This window comes from Streptomyces sp. T028 (assembly GCF_048159505.1).
Taxonomy (GTDB): Bacteria; Actinomycetota; Actinomycetes; order Streptomycetales; family Streptomycetaceae; genus Streptomyces.
Genome location: NZ_JBLRVZ010000074.1, coordinates 1 through 26,031 on the forward strand (window position 1 = coordinate 1; position 26,031 = coordinate 26,031).

Genomic DNA, 26,031 nt, shown 5'->3' on the forward strand with positions numbered 1-26,031 from the left:
GGGTCGTACTCGCGGGCGCCCAGGTGGGTCAGGCCCGTGGTGTTGTCGTCGGTGCCGCCGACATAGCCGGTCTTGGACAGCCAGTTGGCGCTCTCCACCCGCTCGTTGCCGTACGGGTCCAGGCGGGAGAAGCGGGTCTGGTTGCCCGTGGTCAGCTGGATCTCGGCCATCGGGGTGCCGTGATGGTCGGCGACCAGGGCGTACAGGTTGGCCTCGCCGGTGCCCCGGCGAATCACGGTGGGGGCGCCGGGCTGGGCGTAGGAGCGCTCGACGTAGGCGACCGCGCCCGTGGTGCGCAGCGACAGCGTGGTGTCGTCCAGGTAGAGGGTGCGGTCGCCCGAGGTGGTGGAGATGATCCGGTTGCCGAAGGCGTCGTAGAGGTACGACGTCTCGTCGGCCGGGTTCCAGGCCTGGGCGGTGGAGCCGTCGCAGGCACCCAGCACCAGGTCGACGCCGGTGGTGGTGGAGTTGGACGGGGAGACCAGGCACATCGAGGTGGCCGCGTACTTCAGCGCCCCGGTGGAGGTGACCGTCCACTGCTGGGCGGCGGTGTCGTCGCAGGCGGCGACGACGACCGCGGTACCGGCCGTGACGGCCTTCCCCGAGGGCTGCACGCACACCCCCGACACCTGGAGCGCGCCCGTGGTGGCGGTGTCAGTGGTGACCGCGTCCTCGACCCGGAACTGCTGGGCCTTGGTGCTGTTGCAGGGATACAGCTGGATCGCGGTGCCGGCGGTGGTGGACCCCGAGGAGAGGTCCAGGCACAGGCCCGAGTTCAGCCCGGACGTGTAGGCGCCCTTGCCGCCGGCTCCGAAGCCGGAGACCGACTCGTCCTTGCCGTCCCAGGTCCAGGCGATCGCCTGCTCGTTCCCGCCGATCGTCCGGGAGGTGGTCTGCCCCAGCTCGTCGGAGACCAGGGTGGAGGCCTCGGTCATCTCCGAGCCCGCCGCGTTGGTGTAGACCGACTCCATCGAGGTCAGGGTGTGCGGCTGGGCGACCCCCGAGCCCGAAGTGGCGTCCTCGGTGCCGTAGGCGTAGGTGGTGGTGGAGTCGGCCGCGGTGTTCACCGAGCCGTCCAAGAGGAAGGACACCTTGGCGTTGTGGGTGTTCAGGGTCTTGCGGTTGCCCAGTTCGTCATAGGTGTACGACTGCCAGTAACCGGCGTTGTCGGCGGTCACGTTGACCGTGCCGTCGGCGGCGACCGGCACTGTGCACTCGGAGCGCTGGGTGGTCCAGGCCTCGGTGAGCTGGCCGATCCCGTCGTAGGTGAAGCACTGGCGGTCCACGACGGCCGCGTAGGTGTCGGTGGTGGAGGTGATGTTGCCCGAGACGTCGTAGACGTAGTCGCGGGCGTTGACCCGGTGCCCGGTGAGGCCCGAGGTCGCGTTCGAGGTCGACTCGCGGTCCACGATGGTCTGTTCGACCTGTCCGGTCGCCTCGTCGAAGAGGTTGGTCGTCCACACCCGTGAGCCCTGCTCGCCGGTGGTGGTGCGCAGGACCTCCCCGTACACGCTGTAGGTGGTCTGGGAGGTGTACCAGTCGGTGCCGGAGGTGGAGACGGGCAGCCCGTCCGCGTTGTAGCGGACGATGACCTTCTCCTCTGGCAGGCCGCCCATCGCGGGGGTGGTGTAGGAGGCGAGTTGCCCGGAGTCGGTGTAGGTGTAGGTGGTCGTGTAGGAGGTGGCGAAGCCCTCCGCGGTCGTGGTCAGGCCGTCCGCGAGCGCCGGCAGGGTCAGGGTCTTGGAGACCGGGTTGCCGTCGGTGGTGTAGCCGCCGATGCTCGTCGTGTAGGCCTTGCCGTCGGTGTAACGGGTGGCCGACAGCGGCTGGCCCACCCCGTTGGTTATCAGCCCGTCATAGGCGTACGACAGCAGGTCCGTGCCGGTGGTGGCGTCCTCGACCAGGGTGGGGCGGTCCAGGACGTCGTAGGTCGTCTTGGTGGTGAAACCGGCCTCGTTCTTCGAGGTCTCGACCCGGCCCAGGGTGTCGTAGGTGAGGGTGGTGGTGCCGGTGTCGGGGTCGGTGGAGGTGAGCGCCTGGCCGATGGCGTTGTAGGTGGTCTTCCAGACGTTCCCGGCGCTGTCGGTGACGCTGGTCCGGTCGCCGCGCGCGTCGTAGCCGTAGGTGGTGGAGGTGAAGTCGGAGGCGGTGAAGGAGTCGGACGCGGCGGCGGACTTGGAGGAGAAGGTGTCCATCCGCGTGGTCCGGCCCAGGGCGTCCACCCAGGTGCGGGAGGAGGCCGAACCGGTCGGCTGGACGACGGTGGTGTAGTCCAGGCCGTAGAGGTAGGTGGTGGTGCGGTCCTCGGTCTCCGTGCCGTCGGCGTCGTCGGTGCCGTCCTGGACATAGGAGTTGTAGACGGGCGTGATGGTGGTGGTGCGCCCCAGGCCGTCGTACGAGTAGAGGGTGGCGTTGGGGATGGTCGAGGTGGAGGCGGGGGCGAAGACCGAGGTGTCGGGGGTGCCGTCGGTGTAGTAGGCGTTGTTGGTGGTGCGGATCTGGCCGTTGGCGTTGTAGAGGGTGTCGGTGATCAGGCGGCCCTTGCCGCCGACCGCGCCGGTCTGCTCCTGGCGCACCCGGCCGAGACCGTCGTAGATGACGGTGGTGTCGGTGTAGGTGCCGTTGTCCTTGAGGCCGGAAGTGACCACCGAGACGGGCTTGTTGGGGTCGGTGTTGTAGGTGAAGGTCGCGTTCGGCTTGCCGGTGGACTGCTCGTCCCAGGTCCTCGGGGGTGTCCTCGTCGACGGCGGGCAGGTCCTCCTCGCACACCGGCCCGTAGGTGGTGTTCGGGGTGGTGCCGGCCTCCCAGGCGGCGCACACCCGGCCCAGCGGGTCGTAGGCGACGTGCGAGACGTTGTTGTTGACGTCCTTCTCGGTCAGGCCGACCCCGCGGCCCGGCTCCAGGGTGGAGGTCGAGGACTGGCCCTTGGCGTTGGTCGAGGTGACCGCGTACACCTGCCCACGGCTGTCCGCGGTGAAGGTGATCTTGTCCTCGTTGCCCTGGTAGTCCTTGGAGGAGGTCACCCGCCCGTACTCGTCGTAGCCCGTGGTGGAGGCCGGGAGGGTGTTCCAGGAGGTGCCGGTCGCGGCGGGGTCCCACACCTTGGTGACCTGACCCTTGGTCAGGGTCTGGCTGGTCGAGGCCGCGGACGCTCCGTCGTACGCCATCTTCGAGGCCGACAGCAGGGTCGAACCGGTCGACGAGGACAGGCTGGTCGCGCAGGTCGTCCCGGAGACCGAGATCGTCGAGGAGACCAGGCCGATCAGGTTCAGGGAGGTGTCGTTGGCGTAGGTGGTGTAGGTGCAGGACTCGTCGCCGGTCACCGCGAGGTCGCCGTGGGAGACGACCTTGGTGGGCAGGCCGTAGGAGTCGTAGTCGGTCTGGGTGGAGACCGTGCGCAGGACGGAGGTGTCGTCGCCCTTGCCCGAGGACCTGGTGGCGGTCTTGGTGGTGTCGAGGGTGACCCGCCAGGCGTACAGGTCGGGGTCGTCGGTGATGACCCGGCTCGTGTCGGTGTCGGCGACGCCCCGGACCCGGGTGGCGAGGACCGTCGGGTCGTCGGGAATGTTGACCGTCCGCGACACCCAGTCCGCGCTCGCCGACCCGTCCTCGTACACGAGCGCCTCGGCGGCCATGCCCGCGTACGGTTCCAGGTCCGCCTTGATGGTCTCTCTTGCGGCGTCCACCATGGTGATGTCGCGCGTCTTCCACACCGCGCTGTCCCCGCTGCCGGAGACGTAGAGGTCGTCGCTCATCCCTCGGAAGTACCGGGTGGCGGTCTTGGTGGCCTTTGAGCCGGTGAGGTCCGTGCCGACGGTGGCGACGACCCGGACGTAACCGCGCCACTGGTCCCAGGTGCGGGTCTTCTTCCGGGTGCCCTCGGCCCGGTTGTACGCCCACAGCGCGCCGTCGACCGCGTCGTCGAAGGTGGTGTAGGCATAACTGGTGGTCTTGTCGTCGACGCCGGTCATGTTCGGCATCTCGACGACCTTGTCGACCACGTACTTCTGGAACCAGGAGATCTTCTCGTCGGCCAGATCCGGGTCGGCGTGCCAGTACACCGGGTAGCACAGCAGGTGGTTCTCGTCGGGGTCCGGGAAGCCGGTGCCCGAGGCGCACGCGTCGGTCGGAGTGGAGTAGGTGACCTGGGTCTCGCCGCCGTACTCCGAGACCACCGTGTCGATCCGCAGCCGGTCGAAGGTGGGGCCGTCGTCAGTGGAGCTGGTGGGGATCCGGTTCGCCAGGACCTTGCCGTGGAAGGACACCGGGTTCAGGGTCTTGGTGGAGCCGTCGACCCCGTATCCCGTCCTGGTGATCGACTCCAGCCACAGGGCGGTGTAGTGCCCGGTCTTGTCCCAGGGGAAGGACTGCTGCAGCGCCCACCGGTCGACCTTGGCCAGGGGGGTGCTGGTCTGTCCCGACAGGGCGCAGGCGTACCGGTCGCCGGTCCCGGTCTCCGAGTCGTACGGGGTCAGAGAGGCGCCCTGGACCCGCTGGGTGCAGGAGGTGACCTGGGTGATCAGCTTGCGGGACCAGAAGGTCGGCGAAGGGGTCATGCACTCGCCCGAGGAACCGCAGTACAGGTCGGCGGGAGTGTCGTACCAGATGTAGTTCTCCGACCAGTTGCCGGAGGTGAAGTGGTCCGAGGTGCACTCGGGCTCGGACTTCAGGCACCGCTCGTCCGCGGTGAAGACCATCCGGGCCAGCGGCTCGGCGGTGAAGAGCGTGCCGGCGCGCTGGCCGTAGTCGATGCGCTTGAGGTAGCCGCCGCGCTCGTAGGCGACGGGGTTGTCGAAGTCGAAGGCCTGGGCGTAGTGGTTGGTCTCGGAGGCCCACCACAGGGACATGGCGTTGCCGTTGGCGTCGACGACGTAGTCGAGGTTCCACTTCCAGGCCTGGTCCTGGAAGGAGTTCTTGAAGGTGGCGTCGTAGCCGGGCTCGCCGTCGTGGTTGGAGGCGACCGGCACGGTGAACACCGAGTCGGTGGTGTCCTTCCCGGACGCCCAGCCGGGCAGGTGGTTCAGCCCGTAGTAGTACTGGGTGCCGGCGGTGTCGGTGATGCGCCAGTACTCGCCGTCGTCGTCGCCGTTGGCGAGCGTGGTGTCCTTCAGCAGCTCGATCTTGGTGTTGTCACCGTTGGCGGTCCGCCACACTCCGGACTGGTAGACCAGTTCGGTGGTCGTCCCGTTCAGGGTGAGCGTCGCGTTCTGGGTGCCGTAGCAGAGGTCGGCGGCCGTCTTGCCCTTGTTGTTCGCGCCCGTGGTCGCGTCGAGCATGCACGAGGTGTACGTCCGCGTGATGCTGCCCGGGTCCCAGGACCAGCCCTCGCCGATGCCGGACGCCTGGTTGTTCGTCGAGGAGGTCTTGCCGTCCACCGACTGCGAGTTGTACGAGAAGGCCACGTTCGGCGTCGGGCCGTTCGGCACCGCCGGGCCGGCCAGCGGGTAGGAGTACGTGAACGCGCCGGAGGAGGATCCCGCCGACCACGAACCGGACGCGGGCAGCGGGGTCGCGGCGAAGTCACCGCCCGCGCCGGCGCCCGAGGAGGTGCCCACCAGGGCGCCCGAACCGGAGGAGGCGCTCGCGATGGTGCGGATGCCGGAGCCGGTGTCCTCGGCCGCGGAGTTGTAGACGGCGCTGGTCACCGAGCCCGTGCCGGTCGCGGCGGCCGTCGTCGTAGTGGTGGTGGAGGTGGTGGCGGTCGGGTCGGCGATCAGCGCGTCCACGTCGACCGTGACGTGGACCGTCGGCGCGAGGTCGGTGCCCGCCTTCTCGGTGGTGGTGGTCGCCCCGGTGTCCTCGTCGACGGTCGTGTCGGTGATAGTGGTGGCGACCTCGTCGTAGACCACCTCGGTGGGCACCGCGGTCGGCTCCGAGCAGCCCTCCACATCGGGGGTGGTCAGGAAGCAGGACGGGTACATCCAGAAGTCCAGGCGGTCCATCCACTCCGCGCCGTAGTTCTGGGAGAAGTCCGCCGCGTCCAGCGCGATGACCGCCTCGCCGGTCGCGGTGGCGGGCGGCGCGACCTCCAGGACCACGCCCTCCACGCCGGCCGCGTCCGCCTCCGCGTCCGAGGCCATCGCCACCGACCAGTCGCCCTCCAGGGCCGAGGCCTCCGCGGTGGTCGCGTCCTCCGGCGCGCCGATCTCGACCGGGACCGTGCCGGTGGTGGCGGTGACCTCCACCAGCTCCCCGGCCTCCAGACCGGTCAGCGTGGCCGCGGCCGAGCCTCCCTCGATGGGCTCGGTGTACAGGGCCTCGAAGTCGTCCACGGCGGTCGAGGTCACCGTCTCCAAGGACTCCAGCGAGGTCGTCCTGGCCTCGTCCTCGGTCAGCGCCTCAGCCTCGGGCAGCTCCTCCAGATCCACCCCGGTGCGGGTGCCGGTCGGGTCGGGCAGGGCGTAGGCCATCGGCGAGGCGCCCAGCATGAGCGCCAGGAACAGGCCTCCCACGACGGCCCATCGGGCCCGCGCACGCGTCGCTCTCGACGTCCCGCGAACCCACCAGGAAGTACCCCGCACTGTGGCCCCCGCCCTCTCAACCCGCGCGATCCCGGAATCCCGAAACACCGTGGACAGCACGGCGTTCTGGGCAGGCGGCGTCACAACATGACTGATTCGAGCGCGATTTCTACACGCTGCGAGGAACCTTGGTCAATAGTGACAATTTTCCATATCGAATAGGTCACGAAACAATTGGAATGCAACCCAAGGAAACTTATATATTCGGCATATTGGAAGTAAAGTGGTGCAACTTGACCTGCACGTTCACCCATCTCGACACCTTTACGCCCGTTTTATATGGGACACGTCGAGCACTGACCGGCCAATAGCGAAACCACAGATTACACACAGCATTAGCGAGCTCTTCGAAATCCGCTCTCGGAAAGGGGTGATACTTCCCCGCGATATACGTGCGTGAGGGGACGGGGAGCACTGTGGACGAACAGCCGAGCAGGAGAACCGGCCGCCGGCGGACCAGGCCGCTCGTGGCGCTCGTCGCCGCGGCCACGGCGACCGCTCTGGGCGTGACCCTGCTGGCATCCGATTTCGGCTCCCCCGACGCGGAACCGGGCAAGCCCGCCGCCAAGGTGAAGCCGGTGGACGAGGACACCGCCCAGGACAAGGCTCGTGCGACCGGCAAGAAGGTCGAGGTGACCGCGCTGCGCGACGAGTCGTCCACCACCTACGCCAACCCCGACGGAACATTCACCCTCACCACCCACGCCCAGCCCGTACGGGCCAAGAACGCCGACGGGCAGTGGCAGGACATCGACACGGACCTGGTCGCCACCGACGAGGGGTGGGCCACCGTCGCCTCTCCCACTCCGGTCGTCTTCTCCTCCGGCGGTCGTGGTGACGACGGCGGTAACGGTGGTGTGGTCACGTCAGGGCTGCGCCAAGCCTCGTACACCGTCGCCGTCGCCGTCGCCGCCCACGACGAGACGGGTGCCGAGTCCACCGAGGAGGACCCGGCGACCCCCACCATCCCCACCACCTGGTCGGACCTGGTCACCCTCACCACCGGCGGACACGAACTGACCGTGTCCTGGCCCGGCGCCCTGCCCGAACCCGTCGTCACCGACGATCAGGCCCTCTACCAGGACGTCCTTCCCGACGTGGACCTCCTGCTGACCGCCCGCGACAGCGGGTTCTCCCACGTACTGATCGTCCACACCCCCGAGGCGGCGACGGACGAGGCGCTGGCCCAGCTCACCTACCGGCTCAGCTCCCCCGACCTCACCTTCCAGATCGACCCGGCCACCGACACCGTCACCGCCCTCACCTCCGACGGCACCGAGGTCGCCGTCTCCCCCACCCCGCTGATGTGGGACTCCGCGGGCACGCCTGACGTCACCATCGGCGACGACCCGGCCCCCACCGACGAGGACACCGAGAGCGCCGAACCCAGCGCGTCGACCTCGGCCGAGGCGGACGACGAGACCATCACCGAGGGCGAGAACGACGAGGCCGTGACCCCGGAGGAGACCACCCCGGACAACGGATCGACGTCCGCCACCGCGTCCCCCTCCACCTCCCCCGACACCGGCACGGGCGGCGGCACCGAGACCTCAAGTGCCGAACCCGCGAGCTTCACCCACGTCTCCCGGGCCGCCCTGTCCACCGCCGACACACTGGCCCTGCCGGGCCTGGCCGGCCCCGTCCCCGGCACCCACGCCGCCACCGCCGAGGCCCTCCTGACCGACCGGGCCTACCTCACCATCCAGGCGGACACCCGGCTCCTCACCTCGCCCGACACCGTCTACCCGGTCTTCATCGACCCCTCCGTCTCCGGCGTCACCGACGCCTGGACCACCGCCTACAAGAAGTACCCCTCCTCCAGCTTCTTCGACGGCGCGAACTACAACACCGGCACCACCGAGGCCCGCGTCGGCTACGAGTCGGACACCTGGGGCACCGCCCGCTCGTTCTTCCGGCTCAAGCTCAAGAAGGCGATCAAGGGCGCCAACGTCACGTCCGCCACCGTCAAGGTCCTGGAGACCCACTCCTGGTCGTGCTCGGCCCGCCAGGTCGAGCTGTGGCACACCGGCGGCATCTCCTCGTCCACCACCTGGAACAACCAGCCGTCCTGGAAGACGCTCATCACCGAGCAGTCCTTCGCCCACGGGTGGAAGTCCAGCAGCTGCCCCGACGCCTACGTCAACTTCAGCATCAAGGCCCTCGCCCAGTCCGCCGCGGACGGCGGCTGGACCTCCTTCACCATCGGGCTGCGCGCCAACTCCGCCTCCGGCTCCACCGCCGAGACCGACCCCTACACCTGGAAGAAGTTCAAGGCCGAGAGCAGCGACGCCCCCGCCCTGTCCATCACCTACCTGCGCGCCCCGAACACCCCCACCAACCTCGCCATCACCGCCGGCACCTGCGACACCTCCACCAGCCCGTACATCAACATCGGCAAGCAGTCCACGATCACCCTGTCCGCCAAGGCCACCGACCCCGACGGCGACCTCAAGTCCCTCTACTTCGAATACTGGCGGACCGGTTACAGCACCACCACCAAGGTGACCGCCACGAAGACCGCGAGCACCACCACCGGCGCCGCCTCCTGGTCGATCGCTGGCACCAACTTCACCAACGGCTACGACTACTCCTGGCGGGTGCGGGCCGAGGACGACGACGGAACCGACTCCGGCTGGGCCCCCACCTCCGGCGACAGTGTCTGCCGCTTCACCTACAACACCTCGATCCCCACCACCCCTTCGGTGGTCTCCACCGTCTTCCCCGAGGACAAGAAGGCCGACGGCACCAGCGCGAACGGCACCATCTGGTCCACCGTCACCTTCGGCACCTCCGGCGCCTTCACCTTCTCCACCACCGACACCGACGTGGTGAAGTACGCGTACTCCTTCAACGGCACCAGCTACGCCAACTACGTCTGCTCCGCCAGCTCCGGCACCACCGGGGGCACCACCGCCTCCTGCTCCACCGTCATCACCTCCAAGACCGTCACCGGCAGCCCCACCCTGGCCGGACCCAACGTCCTCTACGTCAAGGCGTACGACGCCGCGGGCAACGCCTCCAACGCCTACAAGTACATCTTCTACGTCACCCCCAAGGCCGTGCCCGACGGCGCCGCCGACTACACCGGTGACCAGGTCCCCGACTTCGCGACCATCCGCACCGACGGGCAGCTCTACATCGAGTCCATCACCAACACCGGCACCCACGCCGTCTCCTCCCCCACCACCCACGACGAAGGCACCCTGCTCACCGGCAGCACCTCCGTCGGCCACTGGTGGGACGGCGAAAGCAGCTACGCCCTGATCACCCACAACGGCGACTTCGCCCCCGGCGACGGCATCACCGACTTCGTCGTCCGCACCCCGGACAACGGCCTCTACCTCTACCCCGGCGACGGATACGGCGGCACCGACGTCTCCCAGCGCCAGGAGATCCAGCTCCCCTCGAACGCTCCCGACCCCGCCACCCTCACCGACCTCAAGTCCATGGGTGACGCCAACGGCGACGAACAACCCGAGTTGCTCGCCGTCTCCGGTGACGCCCTGTGGATCTTCAGCGGTTACAGCGGCGGCTCCTTCGCCACCGCCACCCGGCTCTCCGCCAGCGCCTGGTCGGGCCGCGACTTCGTCACCCTCGCCGACTTCAACTCCGACGGCACGATCGACATGCTCTTCCGCACGGCGGCGGGCAACCTCTGGCTCCGCCACTCCGCCGCCACCTCCGCCGGCTACACCGACTGGTCCACCCTGGCCAGCTCCGCCGCCAGCCTCGACGGCGACCAGGCATACGCCACCGGCGGCTTCACCACCACCGACTACCCCTACCTCTACGGCAGCCCCGGCATGACCGGCACCGACCTACCCGACGTCTGGGCCCTCACCCCCGCCGGTCTCCTCTACCGCCTCGACGGCACGGCCACCGGCATCAGCGCCACCACCTCCACCGGGAAGACCCTCCCCATCGGAGCCATCGGATAGAAGATCACGAACCACTTCCGAGCCGGCGGCGCCGACCGCGAAGTGAACCGTCCTGCCCGGCGGACGCGGGTGATCTTGATCGAGAACCGTGTTCGGTCCAGCGGGGCGGTGCCGGCGGCGTTGTCGTGGGCGGAGGCGGCCAGCACCACCACCGCGACCACCAGGCCCAGCACGTCAACGGCCAGGCCGCGCTTGCGGCCTGGCACTTCTTACGACTCGGTCGGCGATAGCTGATGGCGTTCTGGCCGTGACATGCAGACGGCCGCACGGGTTCTTCGAGTGTGACCAAGAAGTGGGCCCGCGCGGCCTTGTCCCATCCTGCCTTCACCGGCGTCTCGCGCCAACATCTCGGCGATTTGATCGAGGAGTTGGCCGAGCCGTGGTGCGCTCTGCGCGAAGCGGAGCTGCACCAACGGCGTGGCCACGAGCGCTTGAGAGCGGCGGGCGCCGGCCCGAGGCAGGAGCTGGTCTTCACCGACCGCGTCGTGTTCACCCTGGTCTACCTGCGCACGGACCTGCCCCATGCCGCACTGGCTGAGCTGTACGGCATCGGCTGCTCTACCGTCAGCGAGGCGATCGGCGAGATCAGGCCCCTGCTCGCCCGCCGGGGCTTCGCCGTCCCCGACCGGCCGGGCCTGCGCCTGCGCACCCTGGCCGACGTGTTCGCCTACGCCGAAGCCGAAGGCGTCGAGCTGCGGATCGACGGCATGGAAACCCAGGTGCGCCGTCCCCGGGCGCACCGGCCCGGACGCCGCGCGTTCGTCTCCGGCAAGAAACGGCAGAACACCATCAAGACCACCACCATCAACGATCACCAGGGCCGCACCCTGTGGAACGGTGCCGACCGACCGGGGCGCATGCACGACCAGACCGCCATGCGCACCGAAGGCATCGCCGAGCAGTTGCGCCTGCACCCGGCCGTGAAAGCCGAGGTCGACGAGGGCTACCGGGGCCTGGCCAACGAGTTCCCCGGCCAGGTCACCGCCCCGCCGATCAAGCCCAAGGACGACGTCCCCGACGGGGAGAAGCGGGCCTGGCGCGAGATGCGGCGCCGCCAGTCCTCCCGGCGCATCGTCATCGAGCACGCCAACGCCGAAATGCGCCAGTGGCGGCCGCTGCGCTCCCTGGTGCACCGGCCCTGAGGGTTGCAGGGCGCGCCGAGGTCCCTTCAGCGGGTGCCGTCGAACACTCCCGTGATGTGCCGCTCGGCCAACTCCCGCCACAGGGCGAAGGCGCCCCCGCGGCTTCAGCCCATGCCACCGGGTGCTGGGTCTTCCGGGCCTTCCGTGGCAAGGGCTGGCTGTAGACGTCCCGGTCCTGGTGCCCTGCGGGGATGCCGGAGGGCAGCCGCGGGAGGCTCAGCAGGGAGGGTACGACGCCGCGAGTTGCCTGCGCCCGGGAATCGGGATCCGCGCTCAGTGCGGCAGTGCCTGGGTGACGCGCCACAGACGGCGGGGAAGGTCGCCTTCCTCGAAGGCGTGAACCTCGTTCAGGGTCCAGCCGTCGGCGAGGGAGTCGACGAGGTGCCGGTGGAAGAAGTGCACGGCGAAGCCGCCGTGTTCGAAGATGTCGTCGCCGTGCGCGGTGCCGGTGCCATAGTGGGCGTCGCCGGTGTGGCGGACGGTGTAGACAAAGGTGCCGCCGGGCCTGAGCACGCGGTGGATCTCACCGACCAGGGCGTGAATCTCCTGGGTGGACAGTGCCATGCACAACAACATGTGCGCGAAGACCGCGTCCACCGAGGAGTCGGCGAGCGGCAGCGGCTCTCGAACGTCGTGCACCATGGTGGTCACCCCCTGATCGACGCCGTGGGCCCGGGCGGCATTGCGGAGCTGCACCAGACCGACGGCGGAGAAGTCGGTGGCCTGGACGGTGAAGCCGTCGCGGGCGAAGTACAGAGCGTCGCGGCCGTGCCCAGCGCCGAGCTCCAGTACGTCGTGTGCCCCGGCTGTGCGGAAGACCCTGGCGGCGTGGACGGCGGGGGCAGAGGGTTGGTCGCCGTACATGCCCGGGTGGGCGGCGTAAGTGTGCTGCCAGTGATCCCGCTGCGCGTCGGTCAGGTCCTGCGCGTCGTCGCTCATCTCTGCTCGCTCTCCTTGCCCTGGGCCGATGCCGGAATCGCGGGACAACCTAGAGGGCACCAGCCAGGGCACAGCGCAGCTGGTCGCTGGCCGACACGCCGGCTGGACCGTCCGCAGTCCGGTATATGCGGCAGGTCAACCCCGGCGCCCGGTCGGGTTCGGCGAACGGGTCCAGTCCGTTGATCAAGAAGGTCGGGGAGCCGGTGAACCCTGCCGCCTCGGCTTCGGCCTGGTCGGCGATCACCCGCGTGGTGAAGGTGAGGTCGTGTCGGCCCAGGCCGTCGAGGAGCTGACGCAGCCGATCAGCCGCGGGCTGGGCGTGGGGGCAGTCGGGCACGACCAGCAGTTCGATGTCCATGTCTTCAGGATCGCTCGCCTCGAATGCGCGGGGCGAGGGTCAGGCGCAGCAGTGGCATCCGGGGCGGCACCCGCATGCGTCGACCTGGCCGCTGGAGGGCGTCACCGCGGCGGCGGGCACGGCGCAGCAGCCCTTGCCCTGCAACACCGCCTGCCCCCGCCCAGCACCGGCTGACACAGCGATTACCGGAACGCCGCGGCGCGGTCCGGCCCCGATTCCGTCGGGCCCGGAAGGAGCAGCGCCAGGGCCTCACGGCACTCGCACACCGCCAGCGGCGGATACGAAGCTTCTTCCTCGGCGGCCTGGGCTTCGGCTGGTTGATCCGCTGGGGGTCTCGTTCCCTGTTGGTCGTCCTGACCGCAGGTGCCGTCGTGGACCGAAACGCCTGAGGTCCCACTTCGTCGTGCCACTACCCGGGAACGCCTGTCGGCCGGAGTACGACTGCCTGGCCTTGCTGTCGAGTCGACCACTGCGGCCATGCAGCGCCAGTCGACGGCACGAACGCCTCCTGCCCTGGGACGACTTGTTGGTCCAACCGCGAGGCGCCGTCACCGCCTCAGTCATGTGGGGGCATAACGGTCTGGTGAGCCGTGTGTGACGCGCGTTCACCAAGGCCATCCAGGCTGTGTGACTTGCATCACGGCCACTTTGCTCAAGCGAAGACCACGGAGAGCTCGGACGCGCGAGGCGCCGCCGGGAGTCGGTCCGCGCTCCCCGTCGTCCCAATTGCCGTATCGCAAGGTATATGTGACGTTGCATCAGATCGATCTCTCAATGGCTGAATGTGCACGCTCCGAGGGATGCGCTCTTCGCGGGTAAGCGGTTGTGGCTGTGGAGGTTTCGTGAATGTCCCAGGTGAATTCTGTGTTGCCGATGTGCCGAAGAGGATCGATTCGGCCCTAGATTTCCCCGAGTAGACGGCGAACGCCGCACATTTCGCCCATGTTCTTGGGCAGCGCTCCGGCTGGGGGTTCTGGGTTCGTGTCGGGTTTCTTCGACGATTTCTGGTCATGGACAGTCACGGTGACCGCCGAGACGTCATGGCGTGAGCTGATGCCGCTGGGCATCGCCGGCGCCTTCGTCTGGGGCCTGTGGCTCTATCGGGCAGTGCTCTCCCGGTTCGCCAAGCCCGTGGTGAACAACTACCGGACCACGGTGTCCGTGGTGGTGCCGGCATACCGGGAGGACGCGAGCATCCTGCTGGACTGCCTGGACACATGGCTGGCCCAGGATCCCACCGAGGTCATCATCGTCCCGGACGTTGAGGACACGGAGGTCCTGCGCAGGCTGGCGCAGGTGCAGGATTCCCGGGTTCGGGTGCTGGCGTTCGAACACCGGGGCAAGCGGTCGGCGCTCGGCGTGGGCATCCGCGCCGCGACGAGCGAGCTCGTCGTGCTGGTGGACTCGGACACGCGCTGGGAGCCGGGGCTGCTGGCCGCCGTCCAGATGCCCTTCGTCGATCCCACGGTCGGCGGTGTCGGCACCCAGCAGAACGTGTACCAGCGGCGCACCAGCGTCTGGCGGCGCATCGCCGACTGGCTGGTCAACCTCCGCTACTACGACTACGTCCCGGCCATGGGCCGCGCGGGCGCCGTGGCCTGCCTGTCCGGTCGTACGGCGGCCTATCGGCGGGCCGCGATCGAGCCCGTGCTGGAAAACCTGGAGAACGAGTTCTTCCTGGGCCGGCGCTGCGTCGCCGGCGACGACGGACGGCTGACCTGGCTGGTGCTGGCCTCCGGATACAAGACCGTGCACCAGTCCTCCGCGCGGGCGATGTCGATGTTCCCCTCCTCGTTCCGCGCCTTCGTCAAGCAGCGGGTGCGCTGGAGCCGGAACTCCTACCGCTGCTATCTGACCGCCCTGTACAAGGGCTGGCTCTGGCGGGTCCCCCTGGTCACCAAGATCACTGTGCTGCAGATCCTGCTGACGCCGGTGACGATGGGCATGGCGCTGGGGTATCTGGTGTTCAGCCGCCTGGAGCTGACCGGCCGGGGCGTGGTCCTCGTGCTGATCTGGCTGCTCGTGGGACGCGGCATCCGCGGGTACTCCCATCTGCGCAGGCATCCGCAGGAGGTGTTGCTGCTGCCGCTGCTCGCCCTCGTCGTCATCATGATCTCGCTGCCGATCAAACTGTTCGCCTTCGTCACCATGAACAAGCAGGGCTGGCTGACCCGCACCAGCAACAGCATCGGCGGAGAGGGACAGGACTCCTCCTCCCTGGGGGGCGCGACGCGGGTCGCCGCGGCCTCGTGGCCGGAGGTGCAGCAGTCATGACGCGTCATCACCTTTCGTCCGTCCGGCGGACACTCCGGGGCGCAGTCGTGCTGCCTCTTGCCGCCGGCCTGCTCATCTCTTCCGCGGCCACCGCCCCGGCCGCCGACGAAGACGACAAGCAGCAGGTCAACGCCGCTGATGCGGAGAACGAGACCGCGCTGGTGGCCGCCGAGGACCACCGTCTGGACCAGGTTCGTGCGGTCGCCGCCGTCGCCCCCCTGAAGGGTGGTGAGTGGAAGGCGCCGTACCGACTGGACACCGGGAGCGGCTACACCCTGGTCCTCACCCAGCGCAGTAACGCCTACACCGTCTCGGACCTGCTCGAACTTGCTCCGCAGACGTTCGTCCGCCAACAGGACGGCGCCTATCTGCTGACCGAGAACATCTATCTCAACGCCGGGGCCAAGCTGAAGCTGTCCAACCCCGGCGGACTGACGCTGCGGATGGCCAGCAGCAACAAGGGATTCGTCAGCATCGTCTCCTTCGGCGGCAGGCTCACCCTGGAGGGAACCCCGCAGGCGCCCCTGCGGATCACCAGCTGGGACGACAAGAAGAACAAGCCGGATACGGACGTGCGGGACGGCCGGGCCTACATCCGCGCCATCGGTGGCCAGTACTCCATGACGTACGCCAAGGTCGGCGATCTCGGGTTCTGGAGCGGTCGCACCGGCGGCCTGAGCCTCACCGGAACCGACCGCCCCGACACCGGCAACATCGAGGACTCGACGGTGTCGCCGGGCGCGAAGGGCGGCAGTGGCGGCGTGGTGGCCCAGCCCTCCGGCTCGCTGGCCACGCCGGACACCCGGTTCTCGGTGCCCAGCCTCTCCTACGTCTCCGCGGAGATCGGACACTCCACCCTCACGGGCAACGCCTACGGACTGTTCCTCTCCGGCGCCAACGGCGTCAGCATCAGCGACAGCACGGTGCGGGGGAGCCTGGAACACGGTGTCGTCCTGCACCGGTTCGTCACCAACGCCGTCGTCGAGCGGACCGTCTCCAAGGACAACGGCGGCGACGGGTTCGTGCTGGCCCGCGCCACCGAGCAGGTCCGGGTCAGCGGTTCCACCGCCGAGGGCAACGGCGGCAACGGGTTCACGCTCAGTGGCCGGCCGCTCGCCAGCGGCCCCTCGGCATCCGGCGAGTCCATCAGCAGTTACGGCTCCAACTCCGTGTCCGACAGCACCGCCACGGACAACGGCCACTACGGCATCGAGATCTTCGGTGGCGCGGACGTCGGCGTGCAGAACAACCGGGTCGAGGGCGGCGACATGGGCATCGTGGCCCGCAAGGACGCCACCAAGGTCGCCATCACCGGAAACCGGCTCAGCGGCCAGTCGCGGCAGGGCATCTCGGTGCGCGACGGAGTGACCGCCGCGACGATCACCGGCAACATCGTCGAAAGTACCGAAACCGGCATCTACGTACGGGACTCGGTCGGCGAAATCCGCGGCAACACCGTCCAGGACGGCACCAACCACGGGATCACCCTCGTCGGTGGAGTCGCCAAGTCGGTCATCACGTACAACGTCATCTCCGGGGTCGGCCCGAGCGCCGTGGACACCACCCGCGCCCACGGCGACATCACCGTCAGGCAGAACCAGACGTTCGCCTGGCACGACACCAGCTCCTTCTGGATCAAGTTCCGGCACTACGCCAGCCCGATGACCCTGCTCTGGGCGTTCATGCTGCTGCTCATCCTGTTCTCGGCTGCTCTGGGCCGACGCCAGAACCGCAAGGGGCGCCGTCGTGGCGGACGACGCCCGGGCACACACCCGTACGAGGACAAGAGGCCGCTGACCAACAGCGCGTCCGTCATCGAGGTCCCCGTCCGTCAGGCGCCCGAGCACAACTGGTTCGCCAAGGACGACCAGGAGACCACCAGCCTGCGCGCCCTGTCTCCCCAGTCCGCCCCAGCCGCCCGTACGCCCCGATGACGACGCGTCGCCGCCGAACCGGAGTTGCCGCCCATGTCTTCCACACAGACCATGCCGTCCCCACCGCCCGCCCCTGGGCGCGGTCCCTTCCGGCAGCCGGCCGTCTGGCTGGCAGCGGGCGCGTTCCTGCTCGCCCTGACGGCGCTCGTCGTGGCGGTCGCGGGCGGCGGCGGATCGGAACCGAAGGTGACGGCCGGGGCCACCACCGCCGGGCCCAGAACCTCCGCGTTGTCACCGACCGCAGAGGCCCCGTCGGCCCTGCCGACCCGGTCGGTCACCGAAGCGGCTCCGACCGCGCAGGTCACCAGCGGCTCGGTGCCCGACTCCGCGGTCACCTGCCCGGCCGCCTCCGTCAAGGTGAGCGACACCGCCACGCTTGAACAGGCCCTCGCCCAGGCGCAACCAGGAGACAGCATCTCCCTGGCCAACGGCACCTACGTGGGCAACTTCACCGCCGAGACCTCCGGTACCGCCGCCAAGCCGATCTTCCTGTGCGGAGGTTCCGGAGCGGTCGTCGACGGCGGGGACACGGAGGACGGCTATGCCTTCCACCTGGACCGCGTCAGCTACTGGCGGCTGGTGGGTTTCACCGTCCGCAACGCTCAGAAGGGCGTGATGGCGGACGGCGTGGTGGGCACGGTCATCCAGGGCCTCACCGTCGAACAGATCGGTGACGAGGCCATCCACCTGCGCAACTTCAGCTCGGACAACATGGTCCGGGACAACACCGTCCGCACCACCGGGCTGCGCCGCGAGAAGTACGGCGAAGGCATCTACATCGGCACCGCCAAGTCCAACTGGTGCACCGTGAGCAACTGCAAGACGGACACCAGCGACCGCAACGTGGTGCTCGGCAACCACATCAGCGACACGACCGCCGAGTCCATCGACATCAAGGAAGGCACCAGCGACGGCAAGGTCATCGACAACACCTTCGACGGATCGAAGCTGAGCGGCTCCCACAACAACGACTCCTGGGTCGACGTGAAGGGCAACGGCTGGCTGCTCCAGGGCAACACCGGGAGCCACTCCCCCGAGGACGGCTTCCAGACCCACCAGCTCGTCAACGGCTGGGGTACCGGCAACACCTTCAAGGGCAACACCGCGAACGTGGACGGGCCCGGCTACGGCTTCCACCTCACGTCCGACGGCAACAAAGTCACCTGCGACAACAAGGCCACCGGCGCGGCCGAGGGCCTCGCCAACGTCGACTGCACCTCCTGACGCCCCCGTCCCCATCGCTTCCGCAGGCCACCGCCGGCTCGTGCGGCGGGCCGACATGCCCCGACACACCTCTGGAGACCACCATGACCTCTTCGGACGACACCCACAGAAGCGTGCCCCGCCTCACCGTCATAGGCACCGGCTACCTCGGCGCCACCCACGCCATCTGCATGGCCGTCCTGGGCTACGACGTCCTGGGCGTGGACGTCGACCCGGTCAAGATCGCGCGGCTGAACTCGGGCGAGGTGCCCTTCTTCGAGCCCGGCCTTCCCGAACTGCTCGCGAAGGCTCTCGACAGCGGCCGGCTGCGGTTCACCACGAGCTTCGCCGAGGCCGGCGAGTTCGGTGACATCCACTTCGTCTGCGTGGGCACGCCCCAGCAGCAGGGCTCGTACGGGGCGGACCTGAGCTACGTCGACAGCGCGGTGGGAGAACTCGCCCAGCACCTGCACAGGCGCACCCTGGTGGTCGGCAAGTCCACCGTCCCGGTGGGCACCGCCGCCCGACTGACAGAAATCGTCCAGCGCACGGCCCCGGCCGGGGCGGACGTCGAACTCGCCTGGAACCCGGAGTTCCTGCGCGAGGGCTACGCCGTGGACGACACCCTCCGGCCCGACCGGCTGGTCTTCGGCACCGCATCAAAGTGGGCCGAGGAGCAACTGCGCGCCGCCTTCGCCCCGGTGATCGCCCGGGGCACCCCGGTCGTCGTCACCGACCTGCCCACCGCCGAACTGGTCAAGGTCGCCGCCAACTCCTTCCTCGCCACCAAGATCTCCTACATCAACGCCATGGCGGAGGTCTGCGAGGCGACCGGCGCCGATGTCACCGGTCTCGCGCAGGCGCTCGCCTACGACGACCGGATCGGCGGCCGCTTCCTCAAGCCCGGCCTCGGCTTCGGCGGCGGCTGCCTGCCCAAGGACATCCGGGCCTTCAGCCACCGCGCCGAGGAACTGGGCGTCGGCCAGGCCGTCTCCTTCCTCCGCGAGGTCGACGCCATCAACCAGCGGCGCCGGGCCCGCACGGTGGACCTGGTCCGCGAACTGGCCGGCGGAGAACTGGCCGGCGCCAGGGTGACCGCGCTTGGGGCGGCGTTCAAGCCCAACTCCGACGACATCCGTGACGCTCCCGCCCTGGATGTGGCCAGAACCCTGCACCAAGCCGGCGCCCAGGTGACCGTCGTCGACCCGGCGGCCACCGAGAACGCCCGGCGTGCTTACCCGGACCTGCACTACGGCACGGACGCCCTCACCGCGGCCGCCGGGGCCGACGTGGTGGTGCTGCTCACCGAATGGACCGAGTTCCGGGAGATCGACCCACATGCCATGGGCACGGTCGTGGCCCAGCGCAGGATCGTCGACGGGCGACACGCCCTCGACCCCGCGCAGTGGCGCACTGCGGGGTGGGAGTACCGCGCGCTGGGCCGACCCTGACCGCACGGTCGGCGCGCCGGTCGTGCGCCGGGCGGCGGAACAAGGTCCTTGTCGCGCTGAATCGCGGGGCACAGCCGGAGGCTGTCCTGCAGCTCCTGCAGGAGCTGCAGGAGCTGCAACGGTCCGGCGGGCGCCACGTCGCCTTCGGGTACGGGCCCCACTTCTGCCTCGGCGCGGCATTGGCCCGTCTGGAGGGCACTGTCGTCCTGGAAGCACTCCTCACCCGGCTTCCCGGCCTCAGGCTCGACGGCACCGCGCCGCAATGGCGGCGCAGCCTCAACTTCCGCGGGCTCACCCGGCTGGACGTTGCCTTCACCCCGTCTGGCCCGCCCTCGGGTGATCACGGCAGCCGCACACAGGCCATGCCGACCGATGGCTCTTTCCGCAGCCTCGACCGCGCGACGCAGGTCATCACCGACCGCGAGAGCCGTGCGGAATCAGGGCACCCACGTGCATGACGCACTGCGATGGACGGGCACCGGGATCAACACCCGCTCGAAGTGCTGCGGGTCCCTGGCTTCCCGGATCCCGCGAGACGTCGACGTTGCCGTGTCACGTCGTCGGCCTGCCGAGGCGTGCGGCGAGGAGGGCGATGTCGTCGTCGGCGGAGGTCGGCACCAGGTGGGTGAGCAGCGTGTCGTACAGCTGTTCGAGGGAGGGTGGGGGCTGGGTGAGGAGGTGGGTGAGTTCGGCGAGACGCTCGTCGATGTCGCTGCCGCGGGCTTCGACGAGGCCGTCGGTGTACAGCAGCAGAAGGCTGCCGGGCTCGAGGAGGGTATCGGTGGTGGTGAAGCGGGTACCGCCGACGCCGAGCGGGGTGCCGGGGGGCACATCGAGGAGCCGTGCGGTGCCGTCGGGTGCGACCGCGGCGGGCGGGGGATGCCCGGCGCGGGTGATGCGGCACAGTCCGTTCGCGGGGTCGACGACGGCGTACAGGAAGGTGGCGAGCATCGGCGCCGAGAGGTCCTCCAGCTCGGCCTCGAGATGGTGGAAGAGTTCCCGTGGGTCGAGGTCGAGGCGGGCGAGGGCCCGGACGCTGGCCGAGAGACGGCCCATGACGGCTGCGGCCGTTGTGCCGTGTCCCATCACGTCGCCGATGGCGAGTGCGGCCTTGCCGCCTTCGAGGCGGATCACGTCGTACCGGTCACCGCCCACTTCGTTGACATCGCCGGCGGGCACATAACGGTGGGCCACTTCGATGCCCGGGGGCGGGGTGATGTGCTGGGGCAGCATGCTGCGCTGGAGGATGAGGGCCGTGTCGTGCTCGCGATGGTAGAGGCGGGCGTTGTCCACGTACGGCGTACTTCGACCGCCTCGCCGAGATCAACCGGCGCGGCCCGGCCCTCCTGCCGGACAGCCCCGGGCCGGCGCCACTGAGCGCGGGTGCGGTGCGGACCCTGCTCGGCCAGGGGGCGCGGCTGGTCGACGTCCGCCCGGTCACCGAGTTCGCTGCCGGGCACATCCCCGGCGCGGTCTCGATCGCACTGCGGAACGCGTTCGCGACCTGGCTGGGCTGGCTCCTGCCGCCGGATGTGCCGCTGGTGTTCGTCCTCGGTCCCGGGCAGGACTCGGCCGAGGTGGCCTGGCAGGCGGCCAAGGTCGGCTACGACCGCCTGGCCGGGCAGCTGGCCGGCGGCATGGACACCTGGAGGGATGACGGCGGACCCGTCGCTGTGATCGAGACGATGTCCGCCGGCGGCATCGGCGACCTGCCCGTGATCGATGTGCGCCAGGACACCGAGTACGTGGCCGGGCACATCCCCGGCGCCGTCCACGTCGAACTCGGCACCCTGCGCGAGAGGACGCCGGTAACCGCGGAGGGGGCGGTGGTGATGTGCGGGCAGGGCGTGCGCGCCATGACCGCCGCCAGCCTCCTCGCCGCCGCGGACGCCCGCCGCCCGGCCGTGCTCATCGGCGGGGCCGACGACTGGGCCAGGGGCACGGGCCACGCGTTGCAGGTGGGGGTGTGACGGCCGCTCCCACCAGCGGATGTACGAGACCCGGCCGCCACACCACACCCCTGACGTACGGAATCGGATACCCGTCCGCTCCCTGCGTACCGGTGCGGGACAGCCGTCGCCCGCAGTTCCTTCAGGCAGGTCAGGCATCCACCAGCTCATGCCCGGGAAGACGTTGCCCCTGTGGGACACCGCCCGCAGGGCCCTGTGGTTCATGGGCCGACAGGCGGCCGATGAACCACAGGCCGGACGTCCGCGGGCCCTCACCCCATCTCAACGGGAACACGCACCATGGAGCCGTACTCGGTCCAGGAGCCGTCGTAGTTCTTGACGTCCGGATAGCCGAGCAGCTCGTGGAGCGCGAACCAGGTGTGCGACGAGCGTTCGCCGATACGGCAGTACGCGATGACCTCGCGGTCGGGCGTGATGCCGTTCCCGGCGTAGAGCGCCCTCAGTTCGTCCGCCGACTTGAATGTCCCGTCGTCGTTGGCCGCCTGCGCCCAGGGGACATTGGCCGCGCCGGGGATGTGCCCCGGCACCTGCGCCTGCTCCTGCGGCAGGTGAGAAGGCGCCAGCGTCTCACCCCGGTACTCCTCGGGGGACCGTACGTCGACCATGCGGGCGGCGGACCCCACGCTCTCCAGCACTTCGCCGCGCAGCGCGCGGAACTGGGGGTTCTCCTGCCCCGTCACCGTGAAGCCGGTGCGCGGGTAGTCCCTGACCTCCTGGGTCATCTCACGGCCTTCCAATTCCCACTTCTTCCGGCCGCCGTCGAGCAGCTTCACCCTGCTGAACCCGCGCAGCCGCAGGATCCAGTAGGCGTACGCCGCGAACCAGTTGTTGTTGCCGCCGTACAGCACCACGGTGGTGTCGTCCTCCACACCGGCCGCGGCCAGCAGCTGCCCGAGCGCGTCCCGGTCCACATAGTCCCGGCCCACCGCGGTGTGCAGGTCCGTCGTCCAGTTCCAGCCGACGGAGCCGGGGATGTGGCCCGCCTCGTACGCGGTGGTGTCCTCGTCCACGTCGATGACGCGTACCGTTCCGTCGTCGAGGTGGGCGGCCAGCCACCCGGTGTCCACCAGCGTCTCCGGGTGTGTGTAGCCGTTGGTGCCCATGATCCTTTCCTCCTCACTTCCTCGTGTGTGGGTTCCTCATCCGTGTCAGACGATGGCCACCACGACGCTCGCCACCGGGTTGCAGCCGTAGCCCTGGGCGTTCCACGGTGCCCGTGGTGGCTGGGTGTCACCGTGCTCGTCGGTCGCGCGGGCCAGCAGTCGGTGGCGGCCCGGCCGCCGTGGGGCCCACACGTATGACCAGCCGGTCCATGCGTACGGGCCTGCCGGAGGTTCGAGCGTGGCCTCGTGCCATGCCTCGTCGGCCGAGTCGTCGGCGCACACCTCGACCTGCCGCACGGGCACCCCTGTGCCCGACCAGGCCCGGCCGCGCACGACGGTTTCCGTCCCCAGCGGTACGATCGCGCCCGGATCCGGTGCGGTGATGAGCGACTTGACCCGCATGGTCGTGACCGGACCGTCCGGAGTGCCCCGCGAGTCGATGTACACGTACTCCTCCGCCTGGAATACGCCGGTGAACGGCTCGGTGACAGCCCGCGCCTCAACCAGCCACTTCACATCGGCGACCGCGTACCTGCCCGGGACCACCAAGCGGACCGGCGCCCCGTGCTCGGGCACCAGCGGCTCTCCGTTCATGTGCGTGGCGAGCAGGGTGTCGGGGTGGAGGGCCACGGCGAGCGGGAGGCTGCGTTCGAAGGCCACCCGGCGTCCGTGCGCCTGTCCGGAGTCGGCACCGGCGAAGACGAACTCCAGGGTGTCCGGAGCGATACGCACCCGGGTGGCGATGTCACGGAACGGCACACCCGCGAACCGGGCGCACCCCACCGCCCGCTCACCCCACGGCACTCCGGGCGGGCGCGGCGTCATCAGACCGCGGCCGTTCCCCGCGCATTCCAGTACGACATCGAGTTCCCGGCGCCGCATCGCGAGCAGCTCGTCGTAGCCGATGTCGAACGGTGCCCGGACCGCGCCGGCGAGCCGCAGCCGCCAGCGGTGCGGCTCCGTCCGCGGCACCCCGAAGTGATCCCGCACGAAGAAGGCGCCCACAGGCGTGACGGGCTCGGCCAGCGCGGCCGACGCAGTCTGGGCGTTGTACGGGTCGGTCATGACGACCTCGGGTACCCAGGCCGATGCGCCGGGCCGCCCCTGAGGGAATGCCGCCGAAGTCATGCCGGACCCCCTTCGTCACTCCCGTTTCCCGGGAAGGCGTCGTAGCGGCCTTGAGGCCGCTGCCCGCCGCACGCCCACCGGATCTTCCGATTCGACGGAGTCGCATGCGGCGGTGTACGAGGCCGGATCGAGCGACTGACGGCCCCGTACAGGACTTTGCGCGGCCGATCTCCACCGCGTTTCCGATCAAGGTTTGTCCGCAGGTCAGGGAGACTGTGCGCGAGCGCGAACATCCTGACCAGGATCTTCGCCGTGCACGGACGCCGTTCCCCGTCTGCGATCCCTCGCGGCCCATCCGTACCCGGAAGGCGTCGAGGGGCTGGATTCCCGGTGTGCTCATGCGGACCACCCTCCGCGCGGGTCAACTCCAGCCTACGTCCGAACGATCACCTCGGCGATTGATCACGTGCGGTCGCTCGGGCGCCTTCCGGTTCAAGCCACGGCGGCAGGGGGCCCAGGGCATGGACCGCCAGACGGTGGCCGAGAGCGTGAAGAGCCGACTGTCGTTGTGTTCACTGACCTCGTCGTCGCGGCGGGCCCGGATCCGGCCGACGCCAAGAAGATCCTGAAGCCGGCGACGTACTCGGAGATCGTGCGCAAAGCCGGCGCCCTGAACGGCATAGGGGCAGGTCAAGCGGAGGAGGAGCCTCCGAATCGCGACGACTGAGGCACATCGGTTAGCCAAGCGGCAGACACTGCCCCTGCCAACGAGGGACCTCAGCCGGCCGGCCAGCGGGGTCCTTCTTGGCCCCGATAAGGCACAGAGCAGCGTGACCGCGCAGATGACGAGGGCCCCGACGCCCTGCTCAGTGCGGGGCCTTTGGCGCCCCCAAGGGGTCTGCGGTGCTCACCGTTTCAGCGACCGCGGCCGGCCTCAGCCGACTCCCCCACCCCGTGCCCAGGGGCATCCGAGGGCCCCTCATGGGAACGTCATGGGAACGGAAGGCCGGCTTGATCCGCTTTGGCGGACATCCGAGATCAGGGGTTCTGCCCCGAGAACCAAGTCGTGCGACGCTGCGCTCGACCGGCGCCCGTGCTGTGGCCAGCGCTCGACTGACGGTTTGCTGGGTCGACGTGAGGTCGCGTCCCGGCGGGCGCTTGGGGGGTGTCGTCACCCACGGTCCGGCTCCCATGTAGGCGCATTCGGCGAGGATGGGAACACCCTGGCGTTCGCAGATCCGGATGATCCGGTGGGCGCGGGCACGCAGTGAGATCGTGCACATGAGGCGACGCTCGACCGGAGTTACCGGTCGAGCGTCACTCCCCGTTGGGGGCCAGTTGGCTTCTGTGGCAGAGGTGCTAGGCCTATGCAGTCACCACGTGGCTGTCCGTCGCGGTGTCCCCGACGAAGTTCGTGTCCCCGCCGTAGACCGCCGTGATCGTGTACGGACTCCCGGTCACATCCGTGTAGGTGTGACTGGTCGTCACGGTGCCTCCCACGAGGGTCTGAGTCACAGCCGGCGACCCGTCACCGAAGTCGAACGTAACCGTCCCCGTCGGCGTGCCCGCACCCGGCGAAACGGGCGCCACCGACGCCGTCACCGAGACCGGCTCGCCCACCACCGACGGATCCGGAGACGACGCCACCGTAGCCGTGGTCATCGCCTGGTTCACCGTCTGGGTGTCCGAACCCGCGCTACCGACGAAGTTCGCGTCCCCGCCGTAGACCGCCGTGATCGTGTACGGACTCCCGGTCACATCCGTGTAGGTGTGGATGGCCGTGGCCACCCCGCCCGACACCGTCGCGGAGGTCGTTCCCGACCCGTCACCGAAGTCGAAGACGACCGTGCCCGTCGGCGATCCGGCACCCGGAGCGTCCGCGACCACCGTCGCCGTCACCGTGACAGATTCGCCCACCACCGACGGATCCGGAGACGACGCCACCGTGGCCGTGGTCGTCGCCTGGTTCACCGTCTGGGTGTCCGTACCCGTGCTACCGGCGAAGTTCGTGTCCCCGCCGTACGAGACGCTGATGGTGTACGGACTCCCGGTCACATCCGTGTAGGTGTGACTGGTCGTCACGGTGCCTCCCACGAGGGTCTGAGTCACAGCCGGCGACCCGTCACCGA

General features: G+C 69.3%; 17 protein-coding genes and 2 pseudogenes. 9 read left to right on the forward strand and 10 right to left on the reverse strand.

Annotated features, from left to right (window positions below):
* The coding region (locus tag ACLZN2_RS47620) for a ricin-type beta-trefoil lectin domain protein (protein ID WP_416986326.1) at positions 1 to 1,616 on the reverse strand (1,616 nt) is incomplete at its 3' end.
* 238 nt (positions 1,617 to 1,854) lie between these two features.
* Positions 1,855 to 6,453 carry a hypothetical protein gene (locus tag ACLZN2_RS47625; RefSeq protein ID WP_416986310.1) on the reverse strand — a complete coding sequence of 1,533 codons (4,599 nt, stop codon included), beginning with the start codon at positions 6,451 to 6,453 and terminating at the stop codon, positions 1,855 to 1,857.
* Positions 6,454 to 6,938: 485 nt separating this feature from the next.
* Here ACLZN2_RS47625 and ACLZN2_RS47630 point away from each other — a divergent pair, with 485 nt between their 5' ends.
* Positions 6,939 to 10,460, forward strand: coding sequence for an FG-GAP-like repeat-containing protein (locus tag ACLZN2_RS47630; RefSeq protein WP_416986311.1), 3,522 nt, complete (start codon positions 6,939 to 6,941; stop codon positions 10,458 to 10,460).
* 92 nt (positions 10,461 to 10,552) lie between these two features.
* On the opposite strand, the pseudogene ACLZN2_RS47635 reads toward ACLZN2_RS47630, so the two are convergent.
* Positions 10,553 to 10,666: pseudogene (locus ACLZN2_RS47635) on the reverse strand (IS5/IS1182 family transposase); the annotation flags it as partial.
* 75 nt (positions 10,667 to 10,741) lie between these two features.
* Here ACLZN2_RS47635 and ACLZN2_RS47640 point away from each other — a divergent pair.
* Complete coding sequence (locus ACLZN2_RS47640; protein ID WP_416986312.1) at positions 10,742 to 11,602, forward strand: transposase family protein; 861 nt, start codon at positions 10,742 to 10,744, stop codon at positions 11,600 to 11,602.
* 273 nt (positions 11,603 to 11,875) lie between these two features.
* On the opposite strand, the gene ACLZN2_RS47645 is transcribed toward ACLZN2_RS47640, so the two are convergent.
* Positions 11,876 to 12,541, reverse strand: coding sequence for a class I SAM-dependent methyltransferase (locus ACLZN2_RS47645; protein ID WP_416986313.1), 666 nt, complete (start codon positions 12,539 to 12,541; stop codon positions 11,876 to 11,878).
* A gap of 49 nt (positions 12,542 to 12,590) precedes the next feature.
* Positions 12,591 to 12,899: a hypothetical protein gene (locus tag ACLZN2_RS47650; RefSeq protein WP_416986314.1), complete on the reverse strand. Its 309-nt coding sequence runs from the start codon at positions 12,897 to 12,899 to the stop codon at positions 12,591 to 12,593.
* A 1,023-nt stretch (positions 12,900 to 13,922) separates the two neighbouring features.
* Here ACLZN2_RS47650 and ACLZN2_RS47655 point away from each other — a divergent pair.
* The 5 genes from ACLZN2_RS47655 (at position 13,923) to ACLZN2_RS47675 (ending at position 20,219) form a co-directional block, all read left to right on the forward strand.
* Positions 13,923 to 15,173 (forward strand): glycosyltransferase family 2 protein, encoded by a 1,251-nt coding sequence (locus tag ACLZN2_RS47655; RefSeq protein WP_416986315.1) that lies wholly within the window; start codon positions 13,923 to 13,925, stop codon positions 15,171 to 15,173.
* On the forward strand, positions 15,170 to 17,107 hold the full coding sequence (locus tag ACLZN2_RS47660) for a right-handed parallel beta-helix repeat-containing protein (RefSeq protein WP_416986316.1): 1,938 nt from the start codon (positions 15,170 to 15,172) through the stop codon (positions 17,105 to 17,107). Before ACLZN2_RS47655 ends, ACLZN2_RS47660 begins: the two co-directional genes overlap by 4 nt.
* 33 nt (positions 17,108 to 17,140) lie before the next feature.
* Positions 17,141 to 18,331, forward strand: coding sequence for a hypothetical protein (locus ACLZN2_RS47665; RefSeq protein ID WP_416986317.1), 1,191 nt, complete (start codon positions 17,141 to 17,143; stop codon positions 18,329 to 18,331).
* Positions 18,332 to 18,414: 83 nt separating this feature from the next.
* Positions 18,415 to 19,761, forward strand: a complete 1,347-nt coding sequence (locus ACLZN2_RS47670; protein ID WP_416986318.1) for a UDP-glucose dehydrogenase family protein — start codon at positions 18,415 to 18,417, stop codon at positions 19,759 to 19,761.
* Complete coding sequence (locus ACLZN2_RS47675; RefSeq protein WP_416986319.1) at positions 19,731 to 20,219, forward strand: cytochrome P450; 489 nt, start codon at positions 19,731 to 19,733, stop codon at positions 20,217 to 20,219. The genes ACLZN2_RS47670 and ACLZN2_RS47675 overlap by 31 nt, the downstream gene beginning before the upstream one ends.
* Positions 20,220 to 20,313: 94 nt before the next feature.
* On the opposite strand, the gene ACLZN2_RS47680 is transcribed toward ACLZN2_RS47675, so the two are convergent.
* A complete protein-coding gene (locus ACLZN2_RS47680; protein ID WP_416986320.1) occupies positions 20,314 to 21,054 on the reverse strand; it encodes a PP2C family protein-serine/threonine phosphatase in 741 nt (246 codons plus the stop codon).
* Positions 21,055 to 21,149: 95 nt separating this feature from the next.
* On the opposite strand from ACLZN2_RS47680, the gene ACLZN2_RS47685 reads away from it, so the two are divergent.
* A complete protein-coding gene (locus ACLZN2_RS47685; RefSeq protein ID WP_416986321.1) occupies positions 21,150 to 21,731 on the forward strand; it encodes a rhodanese-like domain-containing protein in 582 nt (193 codons plus the stop codon).
* A gap of 251 nt (positions 21,732 to 21,982) precedes the next feature.
* On the opposite strand, the gene ACLZN2_RS47690 is transcribed toward ACLZN2_RS47685, so the two are convergent.
* Together ACLZN2_RS47690 and ACLZN2_RS47695 are read right to left on the reverse strand one after the other, a co-directional pair.
* Positions 21,983 to 22,834, reverse strand: coding sequence for a sulfurtransferase (locus ACLZN2_RS47690; RefSeq protein ID WP_416986322.1), 852 nt, complete (start codon positions 22,832 to 22,834; stop codon positions 21,983 to 21,985).
* Positions 22,835 to 22,879: 45 nt separating this feature from the next.
* On the reverse strand, positions 22,880 to 23,962 hold the full coding sequence (locus ACLZN2_RS47695; protein WP_416986323.1) for a sulfite oxidase: 1,083 nt from the start codon (positions 23,960 to 23,962) through the stop codon (positions 22,880 to 22,882).
* A gap of 508 nt (positions 23,963 to 24,470) precedes the next feature.
* On the opposite strand from ACLZN2_RS47695, the gene ACLZN2_RS47700 reads away from it, so the two are divergent.
* Complete coding sequence (locus tag ACLZN2_RS47700) at positions 24,471 to 24,629, forward strand: hypothetical protein (RefSeq protein ID WP_416986324.1); 159 nt, start codon at positions 24,471 to 24,473, stop codon at positions 24,627 to 24,629.
* A gap of 328 nt (positions 24,630 to 24,957) precedes the next feature.
* On the opposite strand, the pseudogene ACLZN2_RS47705 reads toward ACLZN2_RS47700, so the two are convergent.
* Together ACLZN2_RS47705 and ACLZN2_RS47710 are read right to left on the reverse strand one after the other, a co-directional pair.
* Positions 24,958 to 25,180, reverse strand: a pseudogene (locus ACLZN2_RS47705) (transposase family protein); the annotation flags it as partial.
* A gap of 87 nt (positions 25,181 to 25,267) precedes the next feature.
* A partial coding sequence (locus tag ACLZN2_RS47710; RefSeq protein WP_416986325.1) for an Ig-like domain repeat protein occupies positions 25,268 to 26,031 on the reverse strand: 764 nt, incomplete at its 5' end.